Here is a 22919-nt window from a genome sequence, read left to right on the forward strand (position 1 = left end):
ATTGAATTGTAGGTTGGCGGTGAGGTACGAACCCCAACAGCGGATGCACGATCAGCATGTTGGGGTTCGTACCTCACCGCCAACCTACGGGAAAATGACATTTTATTTATAAGGAAAAACCATGAGCCGCTCTGAAGAATTATTTTTACAAGCCCAAAAAACCATTCCCGGCGGTGTTAACTCACCCGTGCGCGCGTTTAAAGCCGTAGGCGGTACGCCCATCTTTTTTGAAAAAGCATTGGGCGCTTATGTATGGGATGCGGACGGCAAACGCTACATCGATTACGTGCAAAGCTGGGGGCCAATGGTGCTCGGTCACGCCCACCCGGAAGTCATCAACACCGTTATTGAAACCGCCAAATTTGGTTTAAGTTTTGGTGCCCCCACCGAGCGCGAAACTACACTCGCTGAAAAGCTGTGCAATTTAATTCCCAATATGGACATGGTGCGTTTTGTTAGCTCGGGCACCGAAGCCACCATGAGCGCCATTCGTCTTGCGCGCGCATTCACCAAGCGCGACAAAATTATTAAATTTGAAGGCTGTTATCACGGTCACTCGGATTCGCTGCTGATTAAAGCTGGCTCCGGCGCACTCACTCTGGGCGTGCCCAGCTCACCCGGTGTACCTGCGGTATTGGCCGATCACACGCTAACTCTCGATTACAACAACACCGAACAAGTGCGTGAATGTTTTGCCAAACTCGGCGATCAAATCGCCTGCATTATTGTTGAGCCAGTGGTTGGCAATATGAATTGTGTACCGCCAGTGCCAGGCTTTTTAGAATGTCTGCGCGAAGTCTGCGATCAATACGGCAGCGTGTTAATTTTTGATGAGGTGATGACCGGCTTCCGCGTAGGCCATACAGGTGCGCAAGGTCACTATGGTGTGAGCGCCGATATCATCACGCTCGGCAAAGTGATCGGCGGCGGCATGCCAGTCGGCGCCTTTGGTGGCCGCCGCGACATTATGCAAATGATTGCCCCCTCCGGTCCGGTATACCAAGCAGGCACACTTTCAGGCAACCCAGTCGCTATGGCCGCCGGTTTGAAAACATTGGAATTGTTAGAGCAAGATGGTTTTTACGCTAACCTCTGCGCGCGCACCACGCAGTTAGTGGAAGGTCTACAACAACTCGCCGATGCCGCAGGCATTCCCTTCACCACTAATCACGTTGGCAGTATGTTCGGTTTCTTTTTTACCAGCGAGAAAAAGGTCACCAACTTTAAACAAGTGATGGCCTGCGATATTCCGCGCTTTAATAAATTTTTCCACGGCATGTTGGAGCGCGGGGTGTATTTGGCACCTGCCTCTTACGAGGCGGGCTTTATGTCGGGCGCACATACGGAAGAGGATATTAACAATACCCTCAAGATTGCCGCTGAGGTGTTTGCCAGCTTGTAATGCTTGTATTGAATACTCAAAAAAAAAGCCGGTACTGCATAAACAGCACCGGCTTTTTTATACGCTAAAAAATTATACCGATCAGCCCGTGTACGCCGGCCCAAAACCAAAACTCCAAATCAACACGGTGATGGCCATAATCGACACAAACATGACCAAACCAATGGTGAGGATGGAACTGGAATAAATGAAACCCTCATCCTCGGGAATTTTCATAAAAATTGGAATGCCCATATACAGCAAATACACGGTGTAAAATACTGCGGCTATACCCACCAACATAGTGAGAATCACGTTGGGATAGAGTGCGCACAGCCCCGCTACAAATAAAGGCGTCGCAGTGTAGGCAGCAAACACAATGCAGCGCGCAAGGCCAGGCGCCGAATCATAAGTGCGCGCCATCCAGTTAATAAATGCACCGATAACAGCAATGCCAGCGAGCATAGCCAAGTACATCAGTATACTCATCACTGCAGCGCTAGATTCCGTCAGCATAACTGGCGCCCCCTTGCCAATGACCCAGCCCACTTTCGTAGTACCGATAAACATAGAGACGGGGGGGATTAATGCCAGCAACAGAACATGGGCAAAATACAAATGGGAAACGCTTTCTTGTGTATCGCGGATTTCTTCCCATTCTTGATGAGGATGAATAAATAGACCAGCAACATGGGAAATCATAGTTTATCTCCAACACTGTTATTAGGTTATTCGGTTTTAACGTGACAGGTTCAACAACTAATCGTTGGGCAAAAAACTGTTTCTATCTTTTATTAGTATACGTCAGTGCCAGCATTCCTCCTAAGTGCAGTTAGACCAAATGAATTTCAAAAGAAAAGTCTCAATAACCACAACATCTAAATTTAATCGTATTTGCAGAAGCTGGATAATACTTAAAAAATCTATCGGCCCATTAATTTTTGCATATCAAATAACATGTCTTTAACGCTGTAAGGCGATGTAAAACTGCCGACAAACTCACCGGCAGGATTAACCATAAACACACGAGTAGAGTGATTAACTTGATATTGCTCGCCCACCTCGACCGGCATATTGATGCCTGCAGGAATACTCAATACCTTACTGTTAAAGATTGCGGAACGATCATAAGCCGCACCAAAAAAATTGGCAAAGCTGGCTAATTCAACATTACTACCCCGCAAACCAATTATCTGCGGATGAAAAAAATGGACATAGCTTGCCAGTTTCTCCTGCCCGTCGCGCTCAGGGTCAACCGATACAAACACCACTTGCAGTTCGTCACCCGCACCCATTCTATTGAGCAGTTTAGCTAATTTTTGCAATTCCATCGGGCAGTAATCAGGGCAAGATGTAAAACCAAAAAACACCAAACTCCAATGACCACGAAATATATTTTCACTAGCCATCTCTCCACGATGATTTTCCAATATGAATCCCGTTAAGGGTTTAGGCTCTGGCAACATCTGCGCGGCAGTCAGTGGCGACGCAGCAGAAAAATGCTGCATACCCAATACAATACCAAGCCCCACACTGGCGGCGATTGCTATCGTATATAACACCTGCCAAGGATTTTTAGAGATCATTGTTTTTAACATCAAGGCCAAATTCTTGCGTACTGCCATCACTATAACTAAACGTGAGCTTCACTTTAGATTCAAGTGTTAACTCAGCGTCCGGCTCCATTAGCATAATGTGCATACCGCCCGGTGCTAATTGCACATTGGCCTGAGCAGGAAGCTCCAGGTAATCAAGGTGCTCCATCACAACTTTATCGCCCAGCTTGCGGGTATTGTGCAACATTGCTTTCGCGCAGCAATCTGCACTCACACTTACGATGGTTTGTAACCGCAGCTGCGGATTATGGATTTGCATATAAACCGCATTAACATTTATTGCTGGCGGTGCCAGCTGTACCCAAGCATTCTCTACCAACACTTGTGCAGCACTATGGCTAGCCAGACCACAAAAACAGACACCCGCAATAACCCTACTGTAATAATTCACTGAAACTCCACTTTGCATAGTGATCTACCAACAACACCAAAAACAACACCATCAAATGCACAATAGAAAAACGAAACGTTTCCATGGCAGTTGTAAATGTTGCGCTAAATTTTAATTTCCACGCGTGATGAATGAATTTTCCGTTGAGATAAATACTGGCAACAAGATAGATAATGCCCGTCATGCCCACTAGATAAGGGAATAGACACACCAAAAATAATAGCAGGGTGTAAAGCAAAATAGCCGTTTTGGTAAATTCAATTCCGTGCGTAATCGGCAGCATAGGAATGTTAGCCTTGGCATAATCTTTACAGCGATGAATAGCCAGGGCCCAAAAATGTGGCGGCGTCCAGGTAAATACAATCATCATCAATAACAATGCCTCACCACTCAGGCTGCCGGTAATTGCCGTCCAGCCCAATACAGGTGGCAATGCACCGGCAAGACCACCAATCACAATATTTTGTGGTGTCGCGCGTTTTAGCAACATGGTGTATACCACGGCATAACCAAATAAACCGAACAGTGTTAACAGTGCGGTCAACGTATTCACAGCCGACAACAAAATCATAAAACCCATAATCGCCAGCAGGCAGGCAAATGCCACGGCTTGTACTGTGGTTAATTTGCCTTTCGGTAATGGCCGCATATAGGTTCGCGCCATTTGCGCATCAATTTTTTGATCGAGAACATGATTAAACGCAGCGGCCGCAGCAGATACCAAAGCAATTCCCAGACTTGCCAATACAACCAATAAAATATCCGGCGGTGCAGGCGTCGCCAACATCATACCCACCCACGCAGTGAGCACTAACAGGGCAACTACTTTGGGTTTGGTGAGTTGATAATAAGCGCGACAACAAGCCGCAATATCAGTCTGTGCTAAAACGGGCACTGGGGAATGTTTAATGATTGCCATCTCAATCTCCCGTTTTTTATCTATCAATAAGTAATTTATCTTCGGAAGTTTTTACAACTATAGATAAGTTTTCTATCGCAGGTCGTCGCAACACGATTTGCCGAATAAAAACAATCTGTAACATCAGCAAATTAGCAGCCACCAAATTATGCGCAACAGCATTTAACAGAGGTAACTGCGCAACAATATTGAGCACGCCCAGCGTTAACTGCAGCAGTAGCAATCCGCCAATACTAGCCGCCAATATCCGCATCACTCTGGTTTTTGCCCTGCGCCAACACAAGACCGCAAAACTACCCAACAGCAACACCGTGAGTATTGCACCTAAACGATGTAATACATGAATACTCATGCGCGCCTCGTAGGGCAGCACACCATATTCATAAGTTTCATGCCCCAGCGGCAAACTAAATGCAGATTGCAATGAAAACCGCTCGCTCCAGCCAGACTCGCAAATTGGAAGTTGATAACAGACCGCAGCTGCATAATTGCTTGAAGTCCAACCGCCCAATGCAATTTGCAATACCAATATCAATGCGGCCAAACAACCTAGTGGCAGTAGGGAGCCTAAATTGGGTTCGGCAATTTTTTTTGCAAAATTTCTATTTGAGTCAGCACTGACTATTATCAATTGCCACGTAACTTCCACACGCAGTAGCGCCACCAGCGTAAAAAGTGCAAATCCGCCAAGCAAATGCGCCAGCACAATTAATGGCAATAAATTTAAGGTGACACTCCACATACCTAAAGCAGCCTGAAAAACGACTAATAGCAACAGCGCACCACTTAAAAGTCTGAATTTTTTTAACCACACACTGCTTAACGCAATGGCCAATACACACAAGCCCAACAGACCAGCAACATAGCGATGAAACATTTCATTGTGTGCTTTATGTGGTTCTATTTGCGCGTCGGGAAACTTCGCTTGCGCTTCAGCAATATGTATATCGTGCAGTGGTGCCGTTAATTTTCCGTAGCAACCCGGCCAATCGGGGCAACCTAAACCCGCATCAGTCAGGCGGGTATAGGCACCCAGCGCTATCACCATCAGTGTTAACACCAGCGTGAAATTAATCAGCGCAGCAAAGCGATTCATGCACCACTCCTGTCGTAATTAATTAACCGCAATAAATCTGTGCGGATATCCCGGGCAAGATCACGCATATGCTCAGGGTTGCCATCAAGCTTATAACGCAACAACACCAAACCGCGTTGATTTACTATCACAATCTGATTTTGCAATTCATTAGCTGCCGGCCCTTCAGGTTGCCAGGCAACAGCAGAAAATTTATTTAATTGCGCTGGTTTTCGCTGAGCCATTACCAGCGGTTTCATTGTTAATTGTTTGCGCCCCATTCCGACGTAAAGTTGTTGCAGTATAAACAGCGCCTGCTCGCAGAGTTGGTCGCAAGCTTGCGCTTGCACATAGACTAAATGCCAATGCACTGCATCATTACCGGTGAAATTATTTTGTGCTGAATAATTTGCATCGGGTAACAACTGAATTTCATGCTGTAACCATTCGCCTTTATTGTTGGCACTCTGACTAAACCAACCCAGCGATAAACTAAGTTGCGCAGCAAACAAAGGCACCACAGCACAAGCAATAAACAAAACAAAAAATTTACAGCTAGTCATAATTCAACTCCCGGTGGATGCTTGCGAGCACTCGCCAACAAAGCGATAACTACAACCGCTACAGCCAGCAACAACCATTGCAATGCATAAGCCTTATGTCGTTCGGGCGGTAAAATTACCGGGCGATAATGGATCAGAAAAGGAGAGTTTTTTTCCTGATACACAACCCCTGAGATCAGAGGCTGATTTAGGAATGCAGATAAAGATACCGCATCAACTTGTTGGATACGCATCGGCCACACACCGTTATTTTCTATGTTGGTGCCCAATAAAAACCCTTTGGTGCGAGTGCGAAAAATTCCCTCTATACGCAACTCAGCAGGAACATCCACTGCGGGCAACAAATCCCGCTGCAGCGGCGCCGCCACCCACCCAAAATTCACCAGCAGTGCAGCTGAATGCTGGGGTGAGGATAGATCTTCAACCGCGATCAACACATCATAGCCAATGCGACCATTCACCATTTTGTTATCCACTAACCACACCATAGGTGCCAACCAGCGCCCCACAAAATTGACTTGTACACCATCGCGAGCGGTTGCATTTATTATTGATAAGCGCGCAATATCGACTGGGCCCTGCTGTTGCCAATTGGCAATGCGCGCCAATGTTTTGTTTTTTTCGGCAGCGCGCTGCCACTGCCAAAATGACAAACCCAGCAACAATGCCAGCACCAACACATTAACCAACATCCATGGCCAGCGAACTACCCAATAGCGATTGAACGCTATAATGGTCATACACTCACTCCTATAGAGGTGTCTCCATGTTGATCAAAATTGTATTAATTATTCTATTGGCGATTGTGGTATTCAGCTTATTTCAAGCCTTAATTGTGATGTTAAAAAACGACGAAACAGCACCTAAAATGTCAACATTTTTGGGGCGACGCTTAATTTTTTCAGCGATTGTTATAGTGTTTTTAATCATCTTATTGCTGACCGGCGTTATTACACCCAATTCTCGCCCCTATTAAACAACCTTTACGATGAGCCCATCGGGTTGCCAATAAAAAACTCTCACAATACATACACAAAGACAAACAAGTTTAACCAAACCACATCGACAAAATGCCAATACCAAGCCGCCGCCTGAAAACCAAAATGGCGCTCAGGAGTAAAGTGCCCCTTGATAATAATGCGCAGAAAAATAACGGTTAAAAAAATTGCGCCCAGAGTGACATGCAAGCCGTGAAAACCAGTAAGTAAAAAGAAAGTATTGCCATACACACCAGAATCAAGGCGCAAGCCCAGTTCATGATAAGAGTGGACATACTCCTGCCCCTGTAAAAATAAAAATGTTATGCCGAGAATGATAGTGAGCAACAAAAAAAAGCCTAATTGCGTATATTTGCGCTGCTCTATACCCATATGTGCAAATTGCAAGGTGACAGATGAGGCCAATAAAATCAGCGTGTTATAAAGCGGGATACCCTCCCAGGGCATCACTTGGGTTTCTATCCCACCCGGCGTTTTCGTTAGAGGCCAGATAGCCTCAAAACCCGGCCAAAGCACTTCCGCAGTCATTGCATTATTGCCGGAGCCATCCAGCCAAGGCACAGCAATAGTACGCGCATAAAATAGCGCGCAAAAAAATGCCATGAAAAACATAATCTCGGAAAAAATAAACCAGCTCATCCCCTGCCGAAATGAACGATCCATTTGCTGACTATAAAGCCCTTCCATCGACTCATCAATAATATTGCTGAACCATCCAAACAACATATAAAACAGTAATGCAAAGCCAGCGACGATCAAAAAAATACCCACTCCATGTTGATCTTTAGCGAGCGCATTAATCCAAAGTGCAGCCCCATAACCCAATAAAAACAGCGCTATAGCACCAATAATCGGCCAGCTACTTTGATGGGGAACATAATATTTTTGATAAGCAGCACCCATGGTAATTCCTCCACTAGTACAAACTAACAATCGGTTTACTCTACCTATCGCCCTGCTGTTCTCGGAGTATTGTTATACAGCCGGTACGACAAGGTGATCGTTGTAAAATGACTCGGCAATTCTGGGTCTATATAAAACTGCACCGGCATGAATTTAGCTTGATGCGCATCCAGCGGTTGCTCGACAAAACAAAAGCATTCTATTTTTTTAAAATAACGCGCAGCTTCGCCTGGTGATACTGAAGGCACTGCTCTGCCAATCATTGCTTTATCTGTTAAATTTTCTGCCAAAAAGTTAACAATTTTTACCTGCCCTGGATGCACGCTGACACTGACAATTTCAGGTGCAAAACTCCAGGCAATTCCGGGATCAAGATTCGCCAAAAACTCCACCGAAATTTCACGGCTTGCATCTACACGGCGCGATGCGGGTGCAGCCGTATTTTCCGTTTTTCCATTAATACCTGTATAGCGACAAAACACATCGTACAGTGGCACTAATGCAAATCCGAAACCAAACATCGCAATACAAATCAGCACCAATTTACGTATCAATAACTTGTGCGACACCATGTTTTTACTCCGTCACACCAATGACACAATTTATTTGCCCACTATTTCACTTTAGGTGGTGTTTGAAAGGTGTGATAAGGGGCTGGCGATGGGATCTGCCACTCTAACCCCTGAGCCCCCTCCCACACCTCTGCACTTGCCTTTTCACCTTTTTTCCGCATACAACGCACCACACACCAAACAAAAATTAATTGCGATAAACCAAACAAGGCGGCGCCTATACTGATAAACGCATTCATATCGGCGAATTGCAATGCGTAATCAGGAATGCGGCGCGGCATGCCCGCCAAGCCAACAAAGTGCATTGGAAAAAACAACATGTTGACAGAAATTAATGAACACCAAAAATGCCATTGCCCCAAACGCTCGCTATACATAACCCCGGTCCATTTTGGAATCCAAAAATACACACCAGAAATAATGCCAAAAAGTGCGCCGGTCACCAGCACATAATGAAAATGCGCCACTACAAAATAGGTATCCTGATATTGAAAATCAGCGGGGATAATTGCCAGCATCAAGCCCGATAAACCACCAATGGTAAATAACACAATAAACGCGACCGCAAACATCATCGGCGTTTCAAATGTCATGGAACCGCGCCACATAGTAGCCACCCAGTTAAATACTTTTACCCCGGTCGGCACGGCAATCAGCATAGTGGTGTACATAAAAAATAATTCAGCAGCAACCGGCATACCAGTAGTAAACATATGATGCGCCCAGACAATAAACGATAAGAAGGCAATACTCGCGGTTGCTACCACCATCGATTCATATCCGAATAATGGCTTGCGCGCAAAAGTGGGAATGATGCTGGAGACAATACCAAACGCAGGCAAAATCATGATGTAAACTTCCGGATGGCCAAAGAACCAGAAAATATGCTGGAACATTACCGGATCACCACCACCCGCCGCGTCAAAAAAACTGGTACCAAAATATTTATCCGTCAACACCATAGTGACCGTGCCCGCAAGAACCGGCATAACGGCAATCAATAGAAACGCGGTAATCAACCAAGTCCAAACAAATAATGGCATTTTCATCCAGGTCATGCCCGGCGCACGCAGATTAAAAATAGTCACAATCACATTCATCGCGCCCATAATCGACGATATGCCGAGCAGATGCACAGAAAAAACAAAAAATGCGGTGCTGTCATTACTGTAAGTTGTCGAGAGCGGAGCATAAAAAGTCCAGCCCGCAGCTGGGCCGCCGCCCTCCATAAATAAAGTTGATAACAGAATAAAAAACGAGAAAGGTAAAATCCAAAAACTCCAATTATTCATGCGTGGCAGGGCCATGTCAGGAGCGCCGATCATTAAGGGAACCATCCAATTGGCGAGCCCAACAAACGCCGGCATGATGGCACCAAACACCATCACCAAACCGTGTACTGTAGTCATCTGATTAAAAAAATGCGGATCGACAAACTGTAAGCCTGGCTGAAATAATTCAGCGCGAATTACCATCGCTAAACTGCCGCCGATAAACAACATAGTGAGCGAAAATAATAAATACAGCGTACCTATATCTTTATGGTTGGTAGTGTATAACCAACGCGTAATGCCTGTAGGTTTGTGATCGTGATGATCGACATGCTGCTGATCAGCATTAACATCGAGGGTATTTGAATTATCTGTGCTCATTATTTATTCCCCTGCTTCGATGACAGCAACCACATCCGCCACTTGAACCAAATCACCCGTGTTATTGCCCCACGCGTTGCGCTCGTAGGTAATTACGGCTGCCAGTTCGCTAGTGGTTAATTGTTTAGCAAATGCCTGCATGGCCGTTGCTGGTTTGCCATAGGCCACAATGTGAATATGCGCGGGAATATCCTGTGTGACCATAACACTGCCTTTCAGGGCGGGAATAGCGCCAGGCAAACCTTCACCGGAAATTTGGTGGCACATGGCGCAATGGCTCTCGTAGGTTTTTTGCCCGAGCAACATTAGCTCTTCCATACTCTGGGTTTGCTGCGCTGCTTTTTCAGCTTCGGCTTTTGCCTGCGCTTGTAGCTCTACTTGCTCGGCAGCCCAAAGATCAAACTCTTCCGGGTTTTTTACATCCACAACAATCGGCATAAAACCATGATCCTTGCCGCACAATTCTGCACACTGCCCACGATAAACACCGGGTTTATCCACCTTGGTCCAGGTCTCATTAATAAAACCAGGATTGGCGTCTTTTTTTATCGCAAACGCTGGCACCCACCATGCGTGAATCACATCATCTGAAGTGACCAGAAAACGAATTTTTTTACCAGTGGGGAGCACTAAGGGTTTATCAACATCGCGCAGATAGAATTCGGCTTTTTCTGCGAGGTTATCAATCTGTTCGCGCGGTGTGGCAAGCATGGAATAAAACTCAATCGGATACTCCATGTATTTGTAATGCCATTTCCACTGCGAACCGGTGACTAATACCGTGAGATCGGCTTTGGAAGTATCTTCCATAGCAATCAGGGTTCTACTCGCAGGAATTGCCATGACTATCAATATCAACACGGGAATGGCAGTCCACAACAATTCAATTTTTAAGCTGCCATGAAATTGCTCGGCTTTGGCACCTTTGGATTTTCGGTGGTACACAATCGACCAAAACATCAGTGCAAATACAATTGCACCTATAACACAACAAATATAAAAAATAGCCATATGCAAGTCATACACCTGATGGCTAATATCCGTCGCGCCGCGGGTCATATTGTATTTTTCAGTTTGTGCCTGCAGCGTAATGCTGTTGAGTAACAACCAGAATAATACCGAATAACTCGTCACGCATTTTAAGCCAAATAAATAGTGTTTCACTGCACGACTCCTTCTTATGGCTTTTGCCTTATGATTTTGGAAACGTGTAAACGAGCGATACTGTCCTGCTGTTAAACAGGAGTGTAGTTCTACTCATAACAATTCATAAAAATGGCTAACAAAAAAAAACGGCAATAACCAAACATAACAACCCGAGCACAAGCTGTTGTTATTGCACCAATTTTTTAGCAACGCAAAGGCACTGGACTACATCCAGCCAAAGGAATCAGGTGAACACTCTAGTCAACAACCAGAACAAGGCGCGACCTGAACATAGAAACAGCCAACTGGCCAAACGGCGGGATAACGGCGGAAAAGCACAACATTAATTCGCTTTTCAAATACCCAAGTCTTTAAGAGATTAAAGACACACAGCCAGAATACAGGACGTACCAATAAAACCGGACACCTCAATTCCAACAATCATCGAATGACTTCATTCAGCAAGCAGTTAAGCGCAAAAACAACTGAGAAGAAGTAGCTACTCGATTGATTAACTATAAACCCATAACATTAAAACGCAAGGCACAAAACAAATTCACATCTTCAGCATTAAACACCAATTTTTATATAACGAAAAACGCCAAGAGGATTAACCCTTGGCGCTCCATTAACAAACCAAATTAGTGCCTAAGTAAAAATAAACCAAACTAACTAAAAACGGACAGTCCCGCCTAACATTAAACGATTTTCATAATCACCATCGTAATAACTCAACTCCAAACTGGCTTTATCGGTAAAGAAATTACGCGCGCGAACAAAGTAGTCGGTAGTTGTTTCGCTATGGTTAAATTCATTGCCGTCATAAGAGGAATTAACAAAACCTGCGCCCAAGCTCAAATGCCGATCAAAATAGTAATCTGCAGCCATTGTAATCGTATCTGAAGAACTGTAGATATCTTGATATTCATAGCTAGCCTCAATGTTTAGTGCCTGCTCACCCGACAAAGGAATAACGTACTTACCATTAATATTCCACTGTTCAGACACATCGACATCCTCTTCGAATTCCGACCAAACCAACAGCCCTGTAACTGGTGCAACACCCGCCTTTATATACCAGGAAGAATCCCATTTTGATGAGAAGCTGACCGCATCAAAGCTTTCATCAGACGGCAAAGAATATTTTGATTTGTATTGATTAACGCCAGCACCAACATAAAAAATTGTATTGGGAACGTAAAAATCAACACCTAACACACGGTGATATATGTCAAGACGGTCGCCAGATTCTTTGAATTCATAATTGGCAAGATCGATATAAACATTGCTCGCTTTTTCGATAAAAGCAGCCTCTGCAAGCGGATGATTTTTTGTATCTACGGGAGAAAAATAATAGGTTCCTTTCAGACCAACAAAATAGCCTTCTTCAGAGTCGCCTGTTACATCAATGTCCTCGTAAGAAGCCGACAATTCACTTTGATAGGTTGCAGCAACCGCGAAAGGAGATGTTAAAAAACCAGCAGCAATAATGATGGACAATAATTTCAATTTCATAATCTATCCTCTGATATAGACAACAGCATTTGTGGTAATGCTGGAGGCATACTAGCGGGAGAAAATTGAATTGAAACTGAACGATACAGAGTGTTACAAATTGCGCTTGTTTATTGAGCAAAAAGCGAAAGCAGGTATTTTCCAGCTATGCAAGACAATCACAGGAGAACTTGCGCTCATCCTCCAAGCGCAATGCGGTTAGTGACCCACCCCATACACAGCCGGTATCAAGCGCATACACATTTTTTATATTGGTACGGCCTTCCAGTGCAGCCCAATGACCGAAAATAATTTTTTGCGTGCGAGTTTTACGCTCTAAAAATGAAAACCAAGGTGCAAAACCAATTGGTGCTGCATGGGCATTTTCTTTGGTTTGCAACTCCAATTCACCTTCAGCGCTGCAAAAGCGCATGCGGGTAAAATAGTTAGTGATTAAACGCAAGCGATCAATACCAACAAGATCATCACTCCAGCGGCAGGGCAAATTGCCATACATACCCGTCAAGAAATGTTCTATGTTGTCTGACTGCAAGACATTTTCAACTTCGCGGGCACGAGCTAATGCTTCCGTTAAATCCCACTGCGGTGGAATACCGGCATGCACCATGGTGAAATTTAATGCCGGATCAGAATGCACCAATTTTTGCTGGCGCAGCCAATAGACCAGATCAGCACAATCGGGGGCGCGCAATAATTCATCCAGCGTATCGTTTTTGCCACGCTTACGCAGGCCGTAATAAACGGCGATAAAATGCAAGTCGTGATTGCCCAATACGATAGTAATAGAATCGCGCAAGCGATATAAAAAACGCAAGGTAGCAAGGGTGTCTGGCCCACGATTAATTAAATCGCCTGCGAGCCAGAGCTTGTCGTGGCGTGGATTAAATTTTATTTCCTCTAATAGGCATTGCAGTGGTTCAAGGCAGCCTTGAATATCCCCAATTGCGTAGGTTGCCATATCAATACCTGCCGATTTTTTTATTAGATACTTTTAAGAAAAGTTAATGCACTGCGTGTGGCGGCACTAAGGCAAAGGTGGGAATCGGTGCATCAAACATAACACCGTCCTCTGCGCGCATATGATACGTGCCTTCCATAATGCCGGTTTCGGTTTCAAGAATAACACCACTGGTGTAAGTGTAACTCTCTCCCGGTTTTAAATGAGGCTGCTCACCCACCACCCCCATACCCTGCACTTCTTGCAGTTTTTCATTAGCGTCGGTGATGCGCCAGTGGCGACTAATTAATTGCGCGGGCACATCGCTTTTATTTGCGATAGTGATGGTATAGGTATACACATAACGATGCTCAAGCGGCACTGATTGACTGGCCATATAATTGGTGCGCACTACTACTTGTATATCCGACATCTTAGTCAGCCTCTTTCAAAGTTTGACCATTTAATGAAAGCTCGCCAAGCAAATTACTCATGGCGACATATTCAGGCAAACTGATTTCTTCCGGGCGCAGCTGTAAATTCACTGGCAGGCTTTCCATTTGCTCAGCACTCAATAATTGTTTGAGTGAATTGCGCAGTGTTTTACGGCGCTGCTGAAACGCGACATTCACCAATGTTTCCAAACTTTTAATATTGTTTGCTACATGCGGTAATTGTGCGTGCGGGGTCAAGCGCACAATGGCTGAATCCACTTTGGGCGCCGGATCAAAGGATGTAGGAGGCACATCAAACAAATCTTCCACTGCACAATAATATTGCACCATGATTCCCAAGCGACCGTAAGCACTATCACCCGGTTGCGCCGCCATACGCTTCACCACTTCTTTTTGCAGCATAAAGTGCATATCTTGTACGCGGTTGGCATAGGTGAGCAGATGAAAAATCAGCGGTGTTGAAATGTTGTACGGAAGGTTGCCAACAATACGCAGCGGCTGATCATTTTTAATTAATTGTGCAAAATCAAATTGCAGCGCATCTGCTTGGAACAGTTGAAAATTCGGATGACGTTCGAATTTAACTTTCAACCAGGGCACCAAATCGCGATCCAGTTCAATCACACTCAAGTTGTCGCAACTGTCGGCAAGTAATTGAGTAATCGCGCCCTTACCTGGCCCGATTTCTACAATCAGATCATTTTTTTGCGGATGCACCGCACGCACGATTTCGCGAATAATGCCGTGATCGATCAAAAAGTTTTGCCCAAAACGTTTGCGCGCTTTGTGCTGTGATTCCGGTTGTGACTCCCGTTTTGAAAAAGAGTGCAGCGTTTTTTTCATAAACATTTTCCAATAATTAGCGCGCGTGTTTTGCTTCAACCATAGCTAGAGCGTAACTTAATGCGGTGCGTAAACTGCCCATATCAGCTTTGCCGGTACCGGCCAAATCCAGCGCAGTGCCGTGATCAACCGAGGTGCGGGTAATCGGCAAGCCCAGCGTAATATTCACCGCCTGCCCAAAGCCTTTGTATTTTAAAACCGGCAAGCCTTGATCGTGATACATGGCGAGCACGGCATCGGCGTTATCCAAATATTTTGGCGTAAATAACGTATCGGCTGGTAGCGGGCCAATCAGATTCATTCCCCGCGCGCGCAGCCGTGCTAATACCGGCTCGATGACTTCAATTTCTTCGCGCCCGAGGTGACCGCCCTCACCGGCGTGCGGATTTAAACCACACACCAAAATACGCGGCTGGGCGATGCCAAATTGGGTTTGCATGTCGCGCTGCAAAATTTCCGCCACTTGCGTGAGCTCGTCTTCGGTAATCGCTGCTGCGACATCTTTCAGCGGCAAGTGCGTAGTGGCCAATGCCACACGCAAGCCTTCGGTCGCGAGCATCATCACTACTTTATTTGTATGTGTTTTTTCGGCGAGATATTCGGTATGGCCACTGAATGCAATACCCGCATCATTGATGATACTTTTTTGTACCGGGCCAGTAACCAGCGCTGCAAAATAACCAGCTATGCAACCATCGATAGCAGCATCCAGCGTGTGCAAAATATAAGGTGCATTTTTAACATTCAGCTTGCCCGGCACAGCGGGCTCAGCCAACGCGATAGGCAGCACCGCCAATTCACCGGCCGCATTCGGGCGCGGTGCATCCTGCAGATTGATTTCGCGTAGTTGCAACGGCAACCCCAACTGTTGCGCGCGCGCTCGCAATAATTGCGGGTCAGCGATTGCCACCACCTCATAGGGCTGGGCTTGCTGCGCCAGCATCACGGCCAAATCTGGACCTATACCGGCGGATTCACCCGGAGTTAGAGCAATTCGATATACAGAGGTCATGCTATCTGCACCTAAAAAATAAATAAAATACTATGCCAAAAAACACAGCGGCTAAAAACAGAACCGCCCATGGCAATCCAATTTTTAGCCGCCGATAAAACCGTTAGAAAATCTACAGGCTTAGAGTTTAATTTCGACGTAAGCCTCTTCGCGGATTTGGGTCAGCCACAACTGAAACTCTTCATCAAAACGACGTGAGCGCAACACGTTAGCCGCTTGGTTGCGTTTCATTTTATCGCTCATATCCTCTTTGCGGCGTTCGAGAACTTGCAAAATATGCCAGCCAAACTGGCTCTTGAAGGGGCGAGTAATGCCACCGATAGAAGTATTGCCCATTGCCTCTTCAAACTCAGGCACAAACATTCCCGGAGTGGCCCAACCTAAATCGCCGCCGCTCAACATAGAGCCTGTATCTTCTGAATGCTCACGGGCGAGCTTGCCAAAATCTTCACCTTTTTCAATGCGTGTTTTTAAATCCAACAGTTTCTGGCGCGCTTGTGCGTCGTCCATAATTTCTGAGGTTTTGATCAAAATGTGGCGGGCATGAGTCTGTTCAACTAACTGCTCACCGCCACCGCGCTGTTCAATATTTTTAAGGATATGAAACCCAGCGCCGCTACGGAAGGGCTTAGATACTTGCCCCTCGCGCAATTCAGCCATTTGATTACCAAACAACTCCGGTAGTTGCGCGAGTTTACGCCAACCTATATCGCCACCTTGCAGTGCCGCTTGATCGTTGGAATAACTAATCGCCATCTGGGAAAAATCACTGCCCGACTGCAGTTTTTGATAAATATCATTGGCTTGTTTTTCAGCGGTCGCAATAGCATCTGCATCGGCACTGCTGGACACGGCAATTAATATATGGCCGATATGAAAATCCGGCGAGGTAGCAAACTTGCCATCGCTAGACGAGAGAAAGTTATTGATATCTTGTTCAGTTACTTTGATGCGGCTATTCACTATGCCCTGCTGCAAATGACTGATAGTCAGTTCATTGCGCATTTGTTTACGCAGACCATCGAGCGTCAAGCCTTGGGCTTTTAAATCTGCTTCAAGTTGCGCCAAGGTAATTTGATTTTTTTGCAGCACCCGACCAATTGCCTGATCGATTTCTGCCTCATCGACTTTGATTTCGTAACGCTCAGCCATGCCCAATTCAATGCGCTCGATTATCAACTGCTCAAGAATTTGTTTATTGAGCACCTCCTCTGGCGGCAATTGCTGGTACTGACCTTGCAAACGTTCCAGGATAGATGCCTTGCGATCATTCAGTTCACTTTCCAGCACTACATCTTTATCAACAATCGCCACCACCCGATCCAGTGATATCGCATTGTTTTGCGCCAAACCGAGCTGGCTGGTCGCGAGCAGCACACCGCCTAACAATAATGTCCAACCCATGTGCAAAAGATGTGGCCTGCTTTGGTTTTTACTCATAATTCAATCACTGTTTTATTGTAGAGATGCTTCACGCTCGCCGTAGCCAAACATGGCTTTGTCGAGCAAGTTACTAATACGTTGACTCAAATTGCCAAAACCGCGCAATTGCACTTCGAAAAACACGCCGCGGTCATAATCGTCGCTGCTGAGGTTTTCCATAAAGTCGGGACTAAAATCGAAATCTACCCACTGCCGCGCGAGAATACGCACGCGGTAGCAGCAATCGGTATATTCGAGCCCGGCAAAGGTGTCGAGTTCCGCATTGTACGTAAAATCGTAGTTGGCACGGGCAATTAATGCCCATTGGTTGGAAACTGGCCAGAGTGTGGTGATGTCGATCTGATTCAGGTTTTCGCCAATATTCGGTGTAGTTTCCAGTGGACTGAGCGAAACCGGATCGCGACTATAGCGGTAGCCAACGTTCAAAATGCGATATTGCTCATCCATGTAATTCAAGCTGGTACTGACAGTATTTACATGATCTTGCTGATGATCGTAGAGCACATCGCTGCTAATGCGCAGATGATCGCCAATCAGCGTGCTCACCTGCCCTGCCACCGCCGAGCTGGTGCGGGTATTGGCATAGGCGTCATCATTATTGAGGATGCTGACTTCCCGGTCTTCAAAGTAGCTAATCTGACCGATACTCAAGCGCAAGCGCTCGATGCCGCTATCGCTCTCGACAAAACGACTGGTTACACCCAGCGCTAAGTGATTGGTGTCATCGATGCGATCGCCGCCCGAGAAGCGCGAGTCGCGAAATAGTTGGTTGTAGGTAAAAATCAGATCCGACGTATCGAAATTGACATAGCTAGCTGCAGATGTGAGGCCATAGAGTGCATCCTGATTTTCATAATCGCGATAGAGATAAAATGCACGCGGCTCCAAGGTTTGGGTAAATGCGTCGCCAAACAAGGTTTTGTCGCGCTCAAAATACAAACCCATATCCAGTGAACCTTGCGGCGCTGAGTATTGCTGACTGCTTTCCACATCCGTGCGCAGATTGGTCGCTTCTAACTCGTAACCAAGAGTTTTCAGACCCAAGCCCGGCTTTATATAACCGATGGTAAATTCTTTATCCCAGGTCACTTTGTAGTTGGTACGCAGCCGCTCACCAGTGACCAGATCCGCTTTGTAGAGCGCATTGGCGGGATCTTCTTCAAAATAGCGATTCATGCCGAAATGCGTGTACTCGTTGTCCAGTTCGATCAACCAATCATTAAGACGGTACTGACCATCCGCATGCAAACGTGGTAACTCGCGATAAGGCAATTGTGAACTGGTCAGCAAGCGAAACTCTTCCGCTTTGGCGCCCAACTGCCAATGCTCGCTGCTATAACTGGCCGCGGCGCGCTGGCGGATATAGGCTTGGCGATTTAAATCAACCGCACTGCTGTCCACATCGCGGATGTAGTCGGTGTCACTGACATCGGTGTAATCAATTTCGGTAGCCCATGGCTGGTTGCGCCCGCCGGTTTGCTCCACGCTGTACTGCCAGCGATCTTTGCCGAGATACTGTTGATCGATCTCATCGTCAGCGCGGCCAGTATCGCCGCTGCGATCATTATTCAGCACACTGCCGCTCAACTCCGTATCAAAAAATTCGGCCTTGTGGCGCAACTCAGTTGCCAGCATATAACCATGATCAGAGAGGTAGCGCGGAATGATAGTAGCGTCGTAATTAGGTGCGATATTCCAGTAAAACGGCGCGGAAAACTCACCGATACCGTCGTTTTCATCAAGACCTATAGAGGGAAACAAGAAACCGGTCAGGCGATCAGGCCCCACTGGAAAACGAAAGTAAGGCGCGTAAACCACCGGTACATCTTTGATATGCAGACGCATATGCTTGGCGGTGCCGTAGTGTTTATCGTTGTGCAGGGTAATATTAGAGCCGCGAATCGACCAGGTGTTATCGCCCGGCTCACAACTGGTAAAAGTGCCCTGATCCAGACTGATTACCGCATCGCCAAATTTTTGCAGGCTTTCGGCACGGCCGCGCACGCGGGTTTCGTACAGCACAAAACGGGCGTTATCCAAACGGGCATTGCCGGTATTGGTATCGACATAGGCTCTATCGGCACGCAGTAATACGCCCGGCTCACGCACTTGGATATTTCCGTCCAGCTCCGCTTCGCGGGTGGTTTTATCGAAGGTGAAAGTATCGGCGCGAAAGGAGCGGCGCCCCTGCGTCAAGCGCACGTCATCGCGCATGATAAATTTGGTTTGTTTTTCTGATTCTGAGTAATCCGCGGTGCCAAAGATATTGGCTTTTTCCGGATCCATATCCGATTCAGCATCATCGCGCGGCGGCGCCACATAGGCACCACAACAGGCGGTAGGCACTTGCGCGCGTTGCTCGGGGGTTAGCTCATCCAGCGGCACCCAATCCAATTCGCGCAATTGCTCATTGGGGTCTTTTGGGGTAGAGGAGTCAGTCGCCCACACCAAGGGAGCAGACAGGAGCAGCAGTCCCGCACACTGAGCTGCAATACACAGGGCTAGGCGGGAACGAAGAAATTTACTGCGCAGATACTGTTTGGGGTGATGCTGGGATGGAGCCATTAACCGCGGTCTCAAATAGGCGCGCCAAGTATGCCGCCGAAAAAATTGATGCGATTCTACTGTAAACAACCTGCACAGGGAATGAATTGGGGGAAATCGCCTGGCTGGGGTAGAATCCAGCCCTAAAGGCAAGCACCGCTGATGCCGCCCCCTAATCACTTCAATTTCGGAATCTGCATGACCACGCCCCATACCAAGGTCGATCCAATCGCGACAAACGCATCGACTGCAGCGGCCACCGATGGCAGAAAGTTAGCCCTTACTCACTGGGTAAGCCAGAACACATCGGCAGAGTTGCATCCCATTGAGCTACACAGCTTGGGAGGGGATGCAGGCTTTCGCCGCTACTTCCGCTTTCAGACACCGTCGCAATGGTTGGCAGTTGACGCACCGCCCGCTAGCGAAGATACCGCGCAGTTCCTCGCCATCGCACGTCTGATTGAACAGCAAGGTGTGCGCAGCCCGCGCATTGCCGCCGCCGATGCCGAGCAAGGGTTCTTGTTAGTTGAAGACATGGGCGACCGCTTATTCTTTCGCGAAGTCGATTCCAGCAATGCTGATAGCCTCTATCAACAAGCAATTTCTACCCTGCTGCAGTTACAGCACAGTCAGGATGATATTGCGCTTATTCCACGTTACGACCGCGCACTCTTGCGCCGCGAGTTGGAAATATTTAGCGAATGGTTTGCAGGCAAATTGCTCGGGCATTCGCTCACCGTAACAGAGCAGCAGCTACTCAATGATGTGTTCATCCAACTGGAAGACATCGCCCTCGCCCAACCGCAAACCTTTGTGCACCGCGACTATCACTCGCGCAACTTATTACTGCTCGATGACAACTCGCTTGGTGTGATTGACTTTCAAGGCGCACTCTGGGGCGGCGCCACCTATGATTTGGTGTCGCTGCTGCGCGATTGTTATCTGCGCTGGCCAGCGGAAAAAGTCACACACTGGGCGCTGGATTATCGCCAACGCGCCATCGCCGCCGGCATTATTCCGAACATCAGTGAAACCGAATTTCTGCGCTGGTTTGATTGGCTCGGTTTGCAGCGCCATATAAAAGTGCTGGGTATTTTTGCACGCTTATATTTACGCGATGGCAAAGCTGGCTATTTAAACGACCTGCCTTTAGTGATTCGCTATACCCTCGAAATTGCCGAACACTATCCACAATTACAGGCATTCGCCGCTTGGTTTAAACACACCTTATTGCCACTGGCGCAGCAGCAGAGTTGGTATCAGGACTATCGAACAGCAGGAAACTAATGAAAGCGATGATTCTCGCCGCCGGGCTCGGCAATCGTATGCGCCCACTTACCGATCACACCCCCAAACCGCTGCTGTGCGCAGGCGGTAAACCGCTGATTGAATATCATCTGGAAAATTTACAGCGCGCCGGTATTCGCGAGGTGATAATCAACCTCGCCTACCTCGGTGAAAAAATTCGCGCCCACTTAGGTGATGGCCAACAATTTGATGTAAATATTCGCTATTCCACCGAACCCGAACCACTGGAAACCGGCGGCGCTATTTTGCACGCAATCGACTTGCTCGGCGCTGAGCCTTTTTTATTAATCAATGGCGATGTCTGGTGCGATCTGGAATTTGCACAATTTATCCAGCAGCCATTTAGTGAAAACCAAGCGGGGCATTTACTCCTGGTGCCCAATCCGCGGTTTCATCCACAGGGTGACTTTGCTCTGGCAGAAAATGGCCAATTACTCGATGATCCCGACAAAACACATCCACAACGATTTACCTTTGGCGGCATCAGTTTGCTCAAGCCGGAATTAATTAGCGAGTACCCGGGCAAGCGACAAAAATTTCCGCTGGTAGAAGTATTGCGCCGCGCGATTAATCACCAACAGCTGAGCGGCGCAGTACATCGCACGCATTGGAGCGATGTAGGCACACCCGAGCGACTGCAACAGCTTGAACAGTATTTACTGCAACACTCAACCACACCTGTTTAACCCATTAGGTTTAACCCACTATAAGGACGCATCATGTTAAAAGCCGATTTCAGCTCACCCAATCCCATCAGTTTCACCAAACTTATTCCAGTGCTAATTGTATTGTTTCTGCTTACGGTTGTTTACGGCAGTTGGTACACAGTGGATCAAGGTGAACGCGGTGTGCATTTGCGCAACGGAAAAATTATCGGTACTGCAGCACCCGGTTTGGGGTTTAAAATTCCACTCATTGATACAGTGGTAAAAATCTCCACACAAACTCATACCGCCAATTATCAAGCGCTACAGGCCTATAGCCGCGATCAACAACCCGCGACGATTCGCGCATCAGTTACCTTCAGTGTGCCAGCCGATAGAGTGGAAGAGGTCTATGCCAATTTCAAAAGTATCGACTCAATGATGGCGCGCTTGGTTGATCGCCAAGTCCCCACCCAGGTCGAAAATATTTTTGGTAAATACACCGCCATTTCGGTAGTGCAAGAGCGGATTAAATTCGGTATCGATGTCACTGACGCCATCACCAAAGCCATTAACGGCCCGGTCGTGATCAACTCAGTACAGATTGAGAATATCGACTTCAGTGCAGCTTACGAAAAATCTGTAGAAGACCGCATGCGCGCCGAAGTTGAAGTGCAAACGCAAAAACAAAACCTGGAAAAAGAGCGGGTGAGCGCGCAGATTGCCGTCACCAAAGCGCAAGCCGAAGCCGATTCGCAACTGGCGCGCGCCAAAGCAGAAGCTGAAAGTATTCGCATTAAAGGTGATGCTGAAGCTTCGGCGATTAAAAGCCGCGCTGAAGCGCTGGCGCAAAATCAAAACCTGATTGAGTTAACCAAAGCGGAAAAATGGAACGGACAGCTGCCTAGCACCATGCTGCCCAATGGCACCCTGCCATTTTTTAACACCAACAAATAAACAGTAGATACAATAAGGGCGCCAATAGCGGCGCCCTTTTTTGTA

23 protein-coding genes are annotated in these 22919 nt (G+C 46.9%); 5 read left to right on the forward strand and 18 right to left on the reverse strand.

Annotated elements, in window-relative coordinates:
- Positions 1 to 121 precede the first annotated feature (121 nt).
- Complete coding sequence (hemL, locus tag AWU77_RS07530; protein ID WP_062061126.1) at positions 122 to 1402, forward strand: glutamate-1-semialdehyde 2,1-aminomutase; 1281 nt, start codon at positions 122 to 124, stop codon at positions 1400 to 1402.
- A gap of 81 nt (positions 1403 to 1483) precedes the next feature.
- Here the strand turns inward: hemL and AWU77_RS07535 are convergent, their stop codons facing one another.
- The 7 genes from AWU77_RS07535 to AWU77_RS07565 form a co-directional block, all read right to left on the reverse strand.
- Positions 1484 to 2083 (reverse strand): Yip1 family protein, encoded by a 600-nt coding sequence (locus AWU77_RS07535; RefSeq protein WP_062061129.1) that lies wholly within the window; start codon positions 2081 to 2083, stop codon positions 1484 to 1486.
- Between the two features lie 221 nt (positions 2084 to 2304).
- Complete coding sequence (locus AWU77_RS07540; protein WP_238582342.1) at positions 2305 to 2979, reverse strand: SCO family protein; 675 nt, start codon at positions 2977 to 2979, stop codon at positions 2305 to 2307.
- A complete protein-coding gene (locus AWU77_RS07545; protein ID WP_062061132.1) occupies positions 2957 to 3388 on the reverse strand; it encodes a copper chaperone PCu(A)C in 432 nt (143 codons plus the stop codon). The genes AWU77_RS07540 and AWU77_RS07545 overlap by 23 nt, the downstream gene beginning before the upstream one ends.
- Entirely contained in the window at positions 3372 to 4307 is a 936-nt protein-coding gene (gene cyoE / locus AWU77_RS07550) for a heme o synthase (RefSeq protein WP_084618188.1), read from the reverse strand. Before cyoE ends, AWU77_RS07545 begins: the two co-directional genes overlap by 17 nt.
- A 16-nt stretch (positions 4308 to 4323) precedes the next feature.
- Positions 4324 to 5403: a heme A synthase gene (locus AWU77_RS07555; RefSeq protein ID WP_062061134.1), complete on the reverse strand. Its 1080-nt coding sequence runs from the start codon at positions 5401 to 5403 to the stop codon at positions 4324 to 4326.
- Positions 5400 to 5945 (reverse strand): hypothetical protein, encoded by a 546-nt coding sequence (locus AWU77_RS07560; RefSeq protein WP_062061138.1) that lies wholly within the window; start codon positions 5943 to 5945, stop codon positions 5400 to 5402. Before AWU77_RS07560 ends, AWU77_RS07555 begins: the two co-directional genes overlap by 4 nt.
- The gene (locus tag AWU77_RS07565) at positions 5942 to 6685 is read right to left on the reverse strand and encodes an SURF1 family protein (protein WP_062061141.1); all 744 of its coding nucleotides are present in this window, start codon (positions 6683 to 6685) and stop codon (positions 5942 to 5944) included. Before AWU77_RS07565 ends, AWU77_RS07560 begins: the two co-directional genes overlap by 4 nt.
- 26 nt (positions 6686 to 6711) lie before the next feature.
- Here AWU77_RS07565 and AWU77_RS07570 point away from each other — a divergent pair, with 26 nt between their 5' ends.
- Positions 6712 to 6921, forward strand: coding sequence for a DUF2909 domain-containing protein (locus AWU77_RS07570; RefSeq protein ID WP_062061146.1), 210 nt, complete (start codon positions 6712 to 6714; stop codon positions 6919 to 6921).
- 43 nt (positions 6922 to 6964) lie between these two features.
- On the opposite strand, the gene AWU77_RS07575 is transcribed toward AWU77_RS07570, so the two are convergent.
- From AWU77_RS07575 to AWU77_RS07625, 11 genes are all read right to left on the reverse strand, one after another.
- A complete protein-coding gene (locus tag AWU77_RS07575) occupies positions 6965 to 7846 on the reverse strand; it encodes a cytochrome c oxidase subunit 3 (RefSeq protein WP_062061150.1) in 882 nt (293 codons plus the stop codon).
- Positions 7847 to 7890: 44 nt separating this feature from the next.
- Positions 7891 to 8418 (reverse strand): cytochrome c oxidase assembly protein, encoded by a 528-nt coding sequence (locus AWU77_RS07580; RefSeq protein WP_062061153.1) that lies wholly within the window; start codon positions 8416 to 8418, stop codon positions 7891 to 7893.
- A gap of 41 nt (positions 8419 to 8459) precedes the next feature.
- Positions 8460 to 10070, reverse strand: a complete 1611-nt coding sequence (gene ctaD / locus AWU77_RS07585; RefSeq protein WP_062061156.1) for a cytochrome c oxidase subunit I — start codon at positions 10068 to 10070, stop codon at positions 8460 to 8462.
- 3 nt (positions 10071 to 10073) lie between these two features.
- Positions 10074 to 11234 carry a cytochrome c oxidase subunit II gene (gene coxB, locus AWU77_RS07590; RefSeq protein ID WP_238582338.1) on the reverse strand — a complete coding sequence of 387 codons (1161 nt, stop codon included), beginning with the start codon at positions 11232 to 11234 and terminating at the stop codon, positions 10074 to 10076.
- Between the two features lie 654 nt (positions 11235 to 11888).
- A complete protein-coding gene (locus AWU77_RS07595) occupies positions 11889 to 12731 on the reverse strand; it encodes a putative porin (protein ID WP_062061159.1) in 843 nt (280 codons plus the stop codon).
- 145 nt (positions 12732 to 12876) lie between these two features.
- Positions 12877 to 13689 carry a symmetrical bis(5'-nucleosyl)-tetraphosphatase gene (locus tag AWU77_RS07600; protein ID WP_062061161.1) on the reverse strand — a complete coding sequence of 271 codons (813 nt, stop codon included), beginning with the start codon at positions 13687 to 13689 and terminating at the stop codon, positions 12877 to 12879.
- 43 nt (positions 13690 to 13732) lie between these two features.
- Positions 13733 to 14101: a Co2+/Mg2+ efflux protein ApaG gene (gene apaG / locus AWU77_RS07605; RefSeq protein ID WP_062061164.1), complete on the reverse strand. Its 369-nt coding sequence runs from the start codon at positions 14099 to 14101 to the stop codon at positions 13733 to 13735.
- 1 nt (position 14102) lies between these two features.
- Positions 14103 to 14966, reverse strand: coding sequence for a 16S rRNA (adenine(1518)-N(6)/adenine(1519)-N(6))-dimethyltransferase RsmA (gene rsmA, locus AWU77_RS07610; protein WP_152625307.1), 864 nt, complete (start codon positions 14964 to 14966; stop codon positions 14103 to 14105).
- 16 nt (positions 14967 to 14982) lie between these two features.
- Positions 14983 to 15978, reverse strand: coding sequence for a 4-hydroxythreonine-4-phosphate dehydrogenase PdxA (pdxA, locus tag AWU77_RS07615; RefSeq protein WP_062061170.1), 996 nt, complete (start codon positions 15976 to 15978; stop codon positions 14983 to 14985).
- Positions 15979 to 16098: 120 nt separating this feature from the next.
- A complete protein-coding gene (locus AWU77_RS07620) occupies positions 16099 to 17418 on the reverse strand; it encodes a peptidylprolyl isomerase (protein ID WP_062061173.1) in 1320 nt (439 codons plus the stop codon).
- Between the two features lie 15 nt (positions 17419 to 17433).
- Positions 17434 to 19986 carry an LPS-assembly protein LptD gene (locus AWU77_RS07625; protein WP_238582339.1) on the reverse strand — a complete coding sequence of 851 codons (2553 nt, stop codon included), beginning with the start codon at positions 19984 to 19986 and terminating at the stop codon, positions 17434 to 17436.
- Between the two features lie 177 nt (positions 19987 to 20163).
- On the opposite strand from AWU77_RS07625, the gene AWU77_RS07630 reads away from it, so the two are divergent.
- The 3 genes from AWU77_RS07630 to AWU77_RS07640 are packed head-to-tail and all read left to right on the forward strand — an operon-like array spanning position 20164 to position 22874.
- Entirely contained in the window at positions 20164 to 21252 is a 1089-nt protein-coding gene (locus AWU77_RS07630; protein ID WP_062061176.1) for an aminoglycoside phosphotransferase family protein, read from the forward strand.
- The gene (gene murU / locus AWU77_RS07635; RefSeq protein ID WP_062061178.1) at positions 21252 to 21959 is read left to right on the forward strand and encodes an N-acetylmuramate alpha-1-phosphate uridylyltransferase MurU; all 708 of its coding nucleotides are present in this window, start codon (positions 21252 to 21254) and stop codon (positions 21957 to 21959) included. Before AWU77_RS07630 ends, murU begins: the two co-directional genes overlap by 1 nt.
- A 33-nt stretch (positions 21960 to 21992) precedes the next feature.
- Positions 21993 to 22874: an SPFH domain-containing protein gene (locus tag AWU77_RS07640; RefSeq protein ID WP_062061181.1), complete on the forward strand. Its 882-nt coding sequence runs from the start codon at positions 21993 to 21995 to the stop codon at positions 22872 to 22874.
- Positions 22875 to 22919: the final 45 nt, after the last annotated feature.

The sequence above is a fragment of the Cellvibrio sp. OA-2007 genome (assembly GCF_000953825.1).
In the GTDB taxonomy this organism is placed as follows: domain Bacteria; phylum Pseudomonadota; class Gammaproteobacteria; order Pseudomonadales; family Cellvibrionaceae; genus Cellvibrio.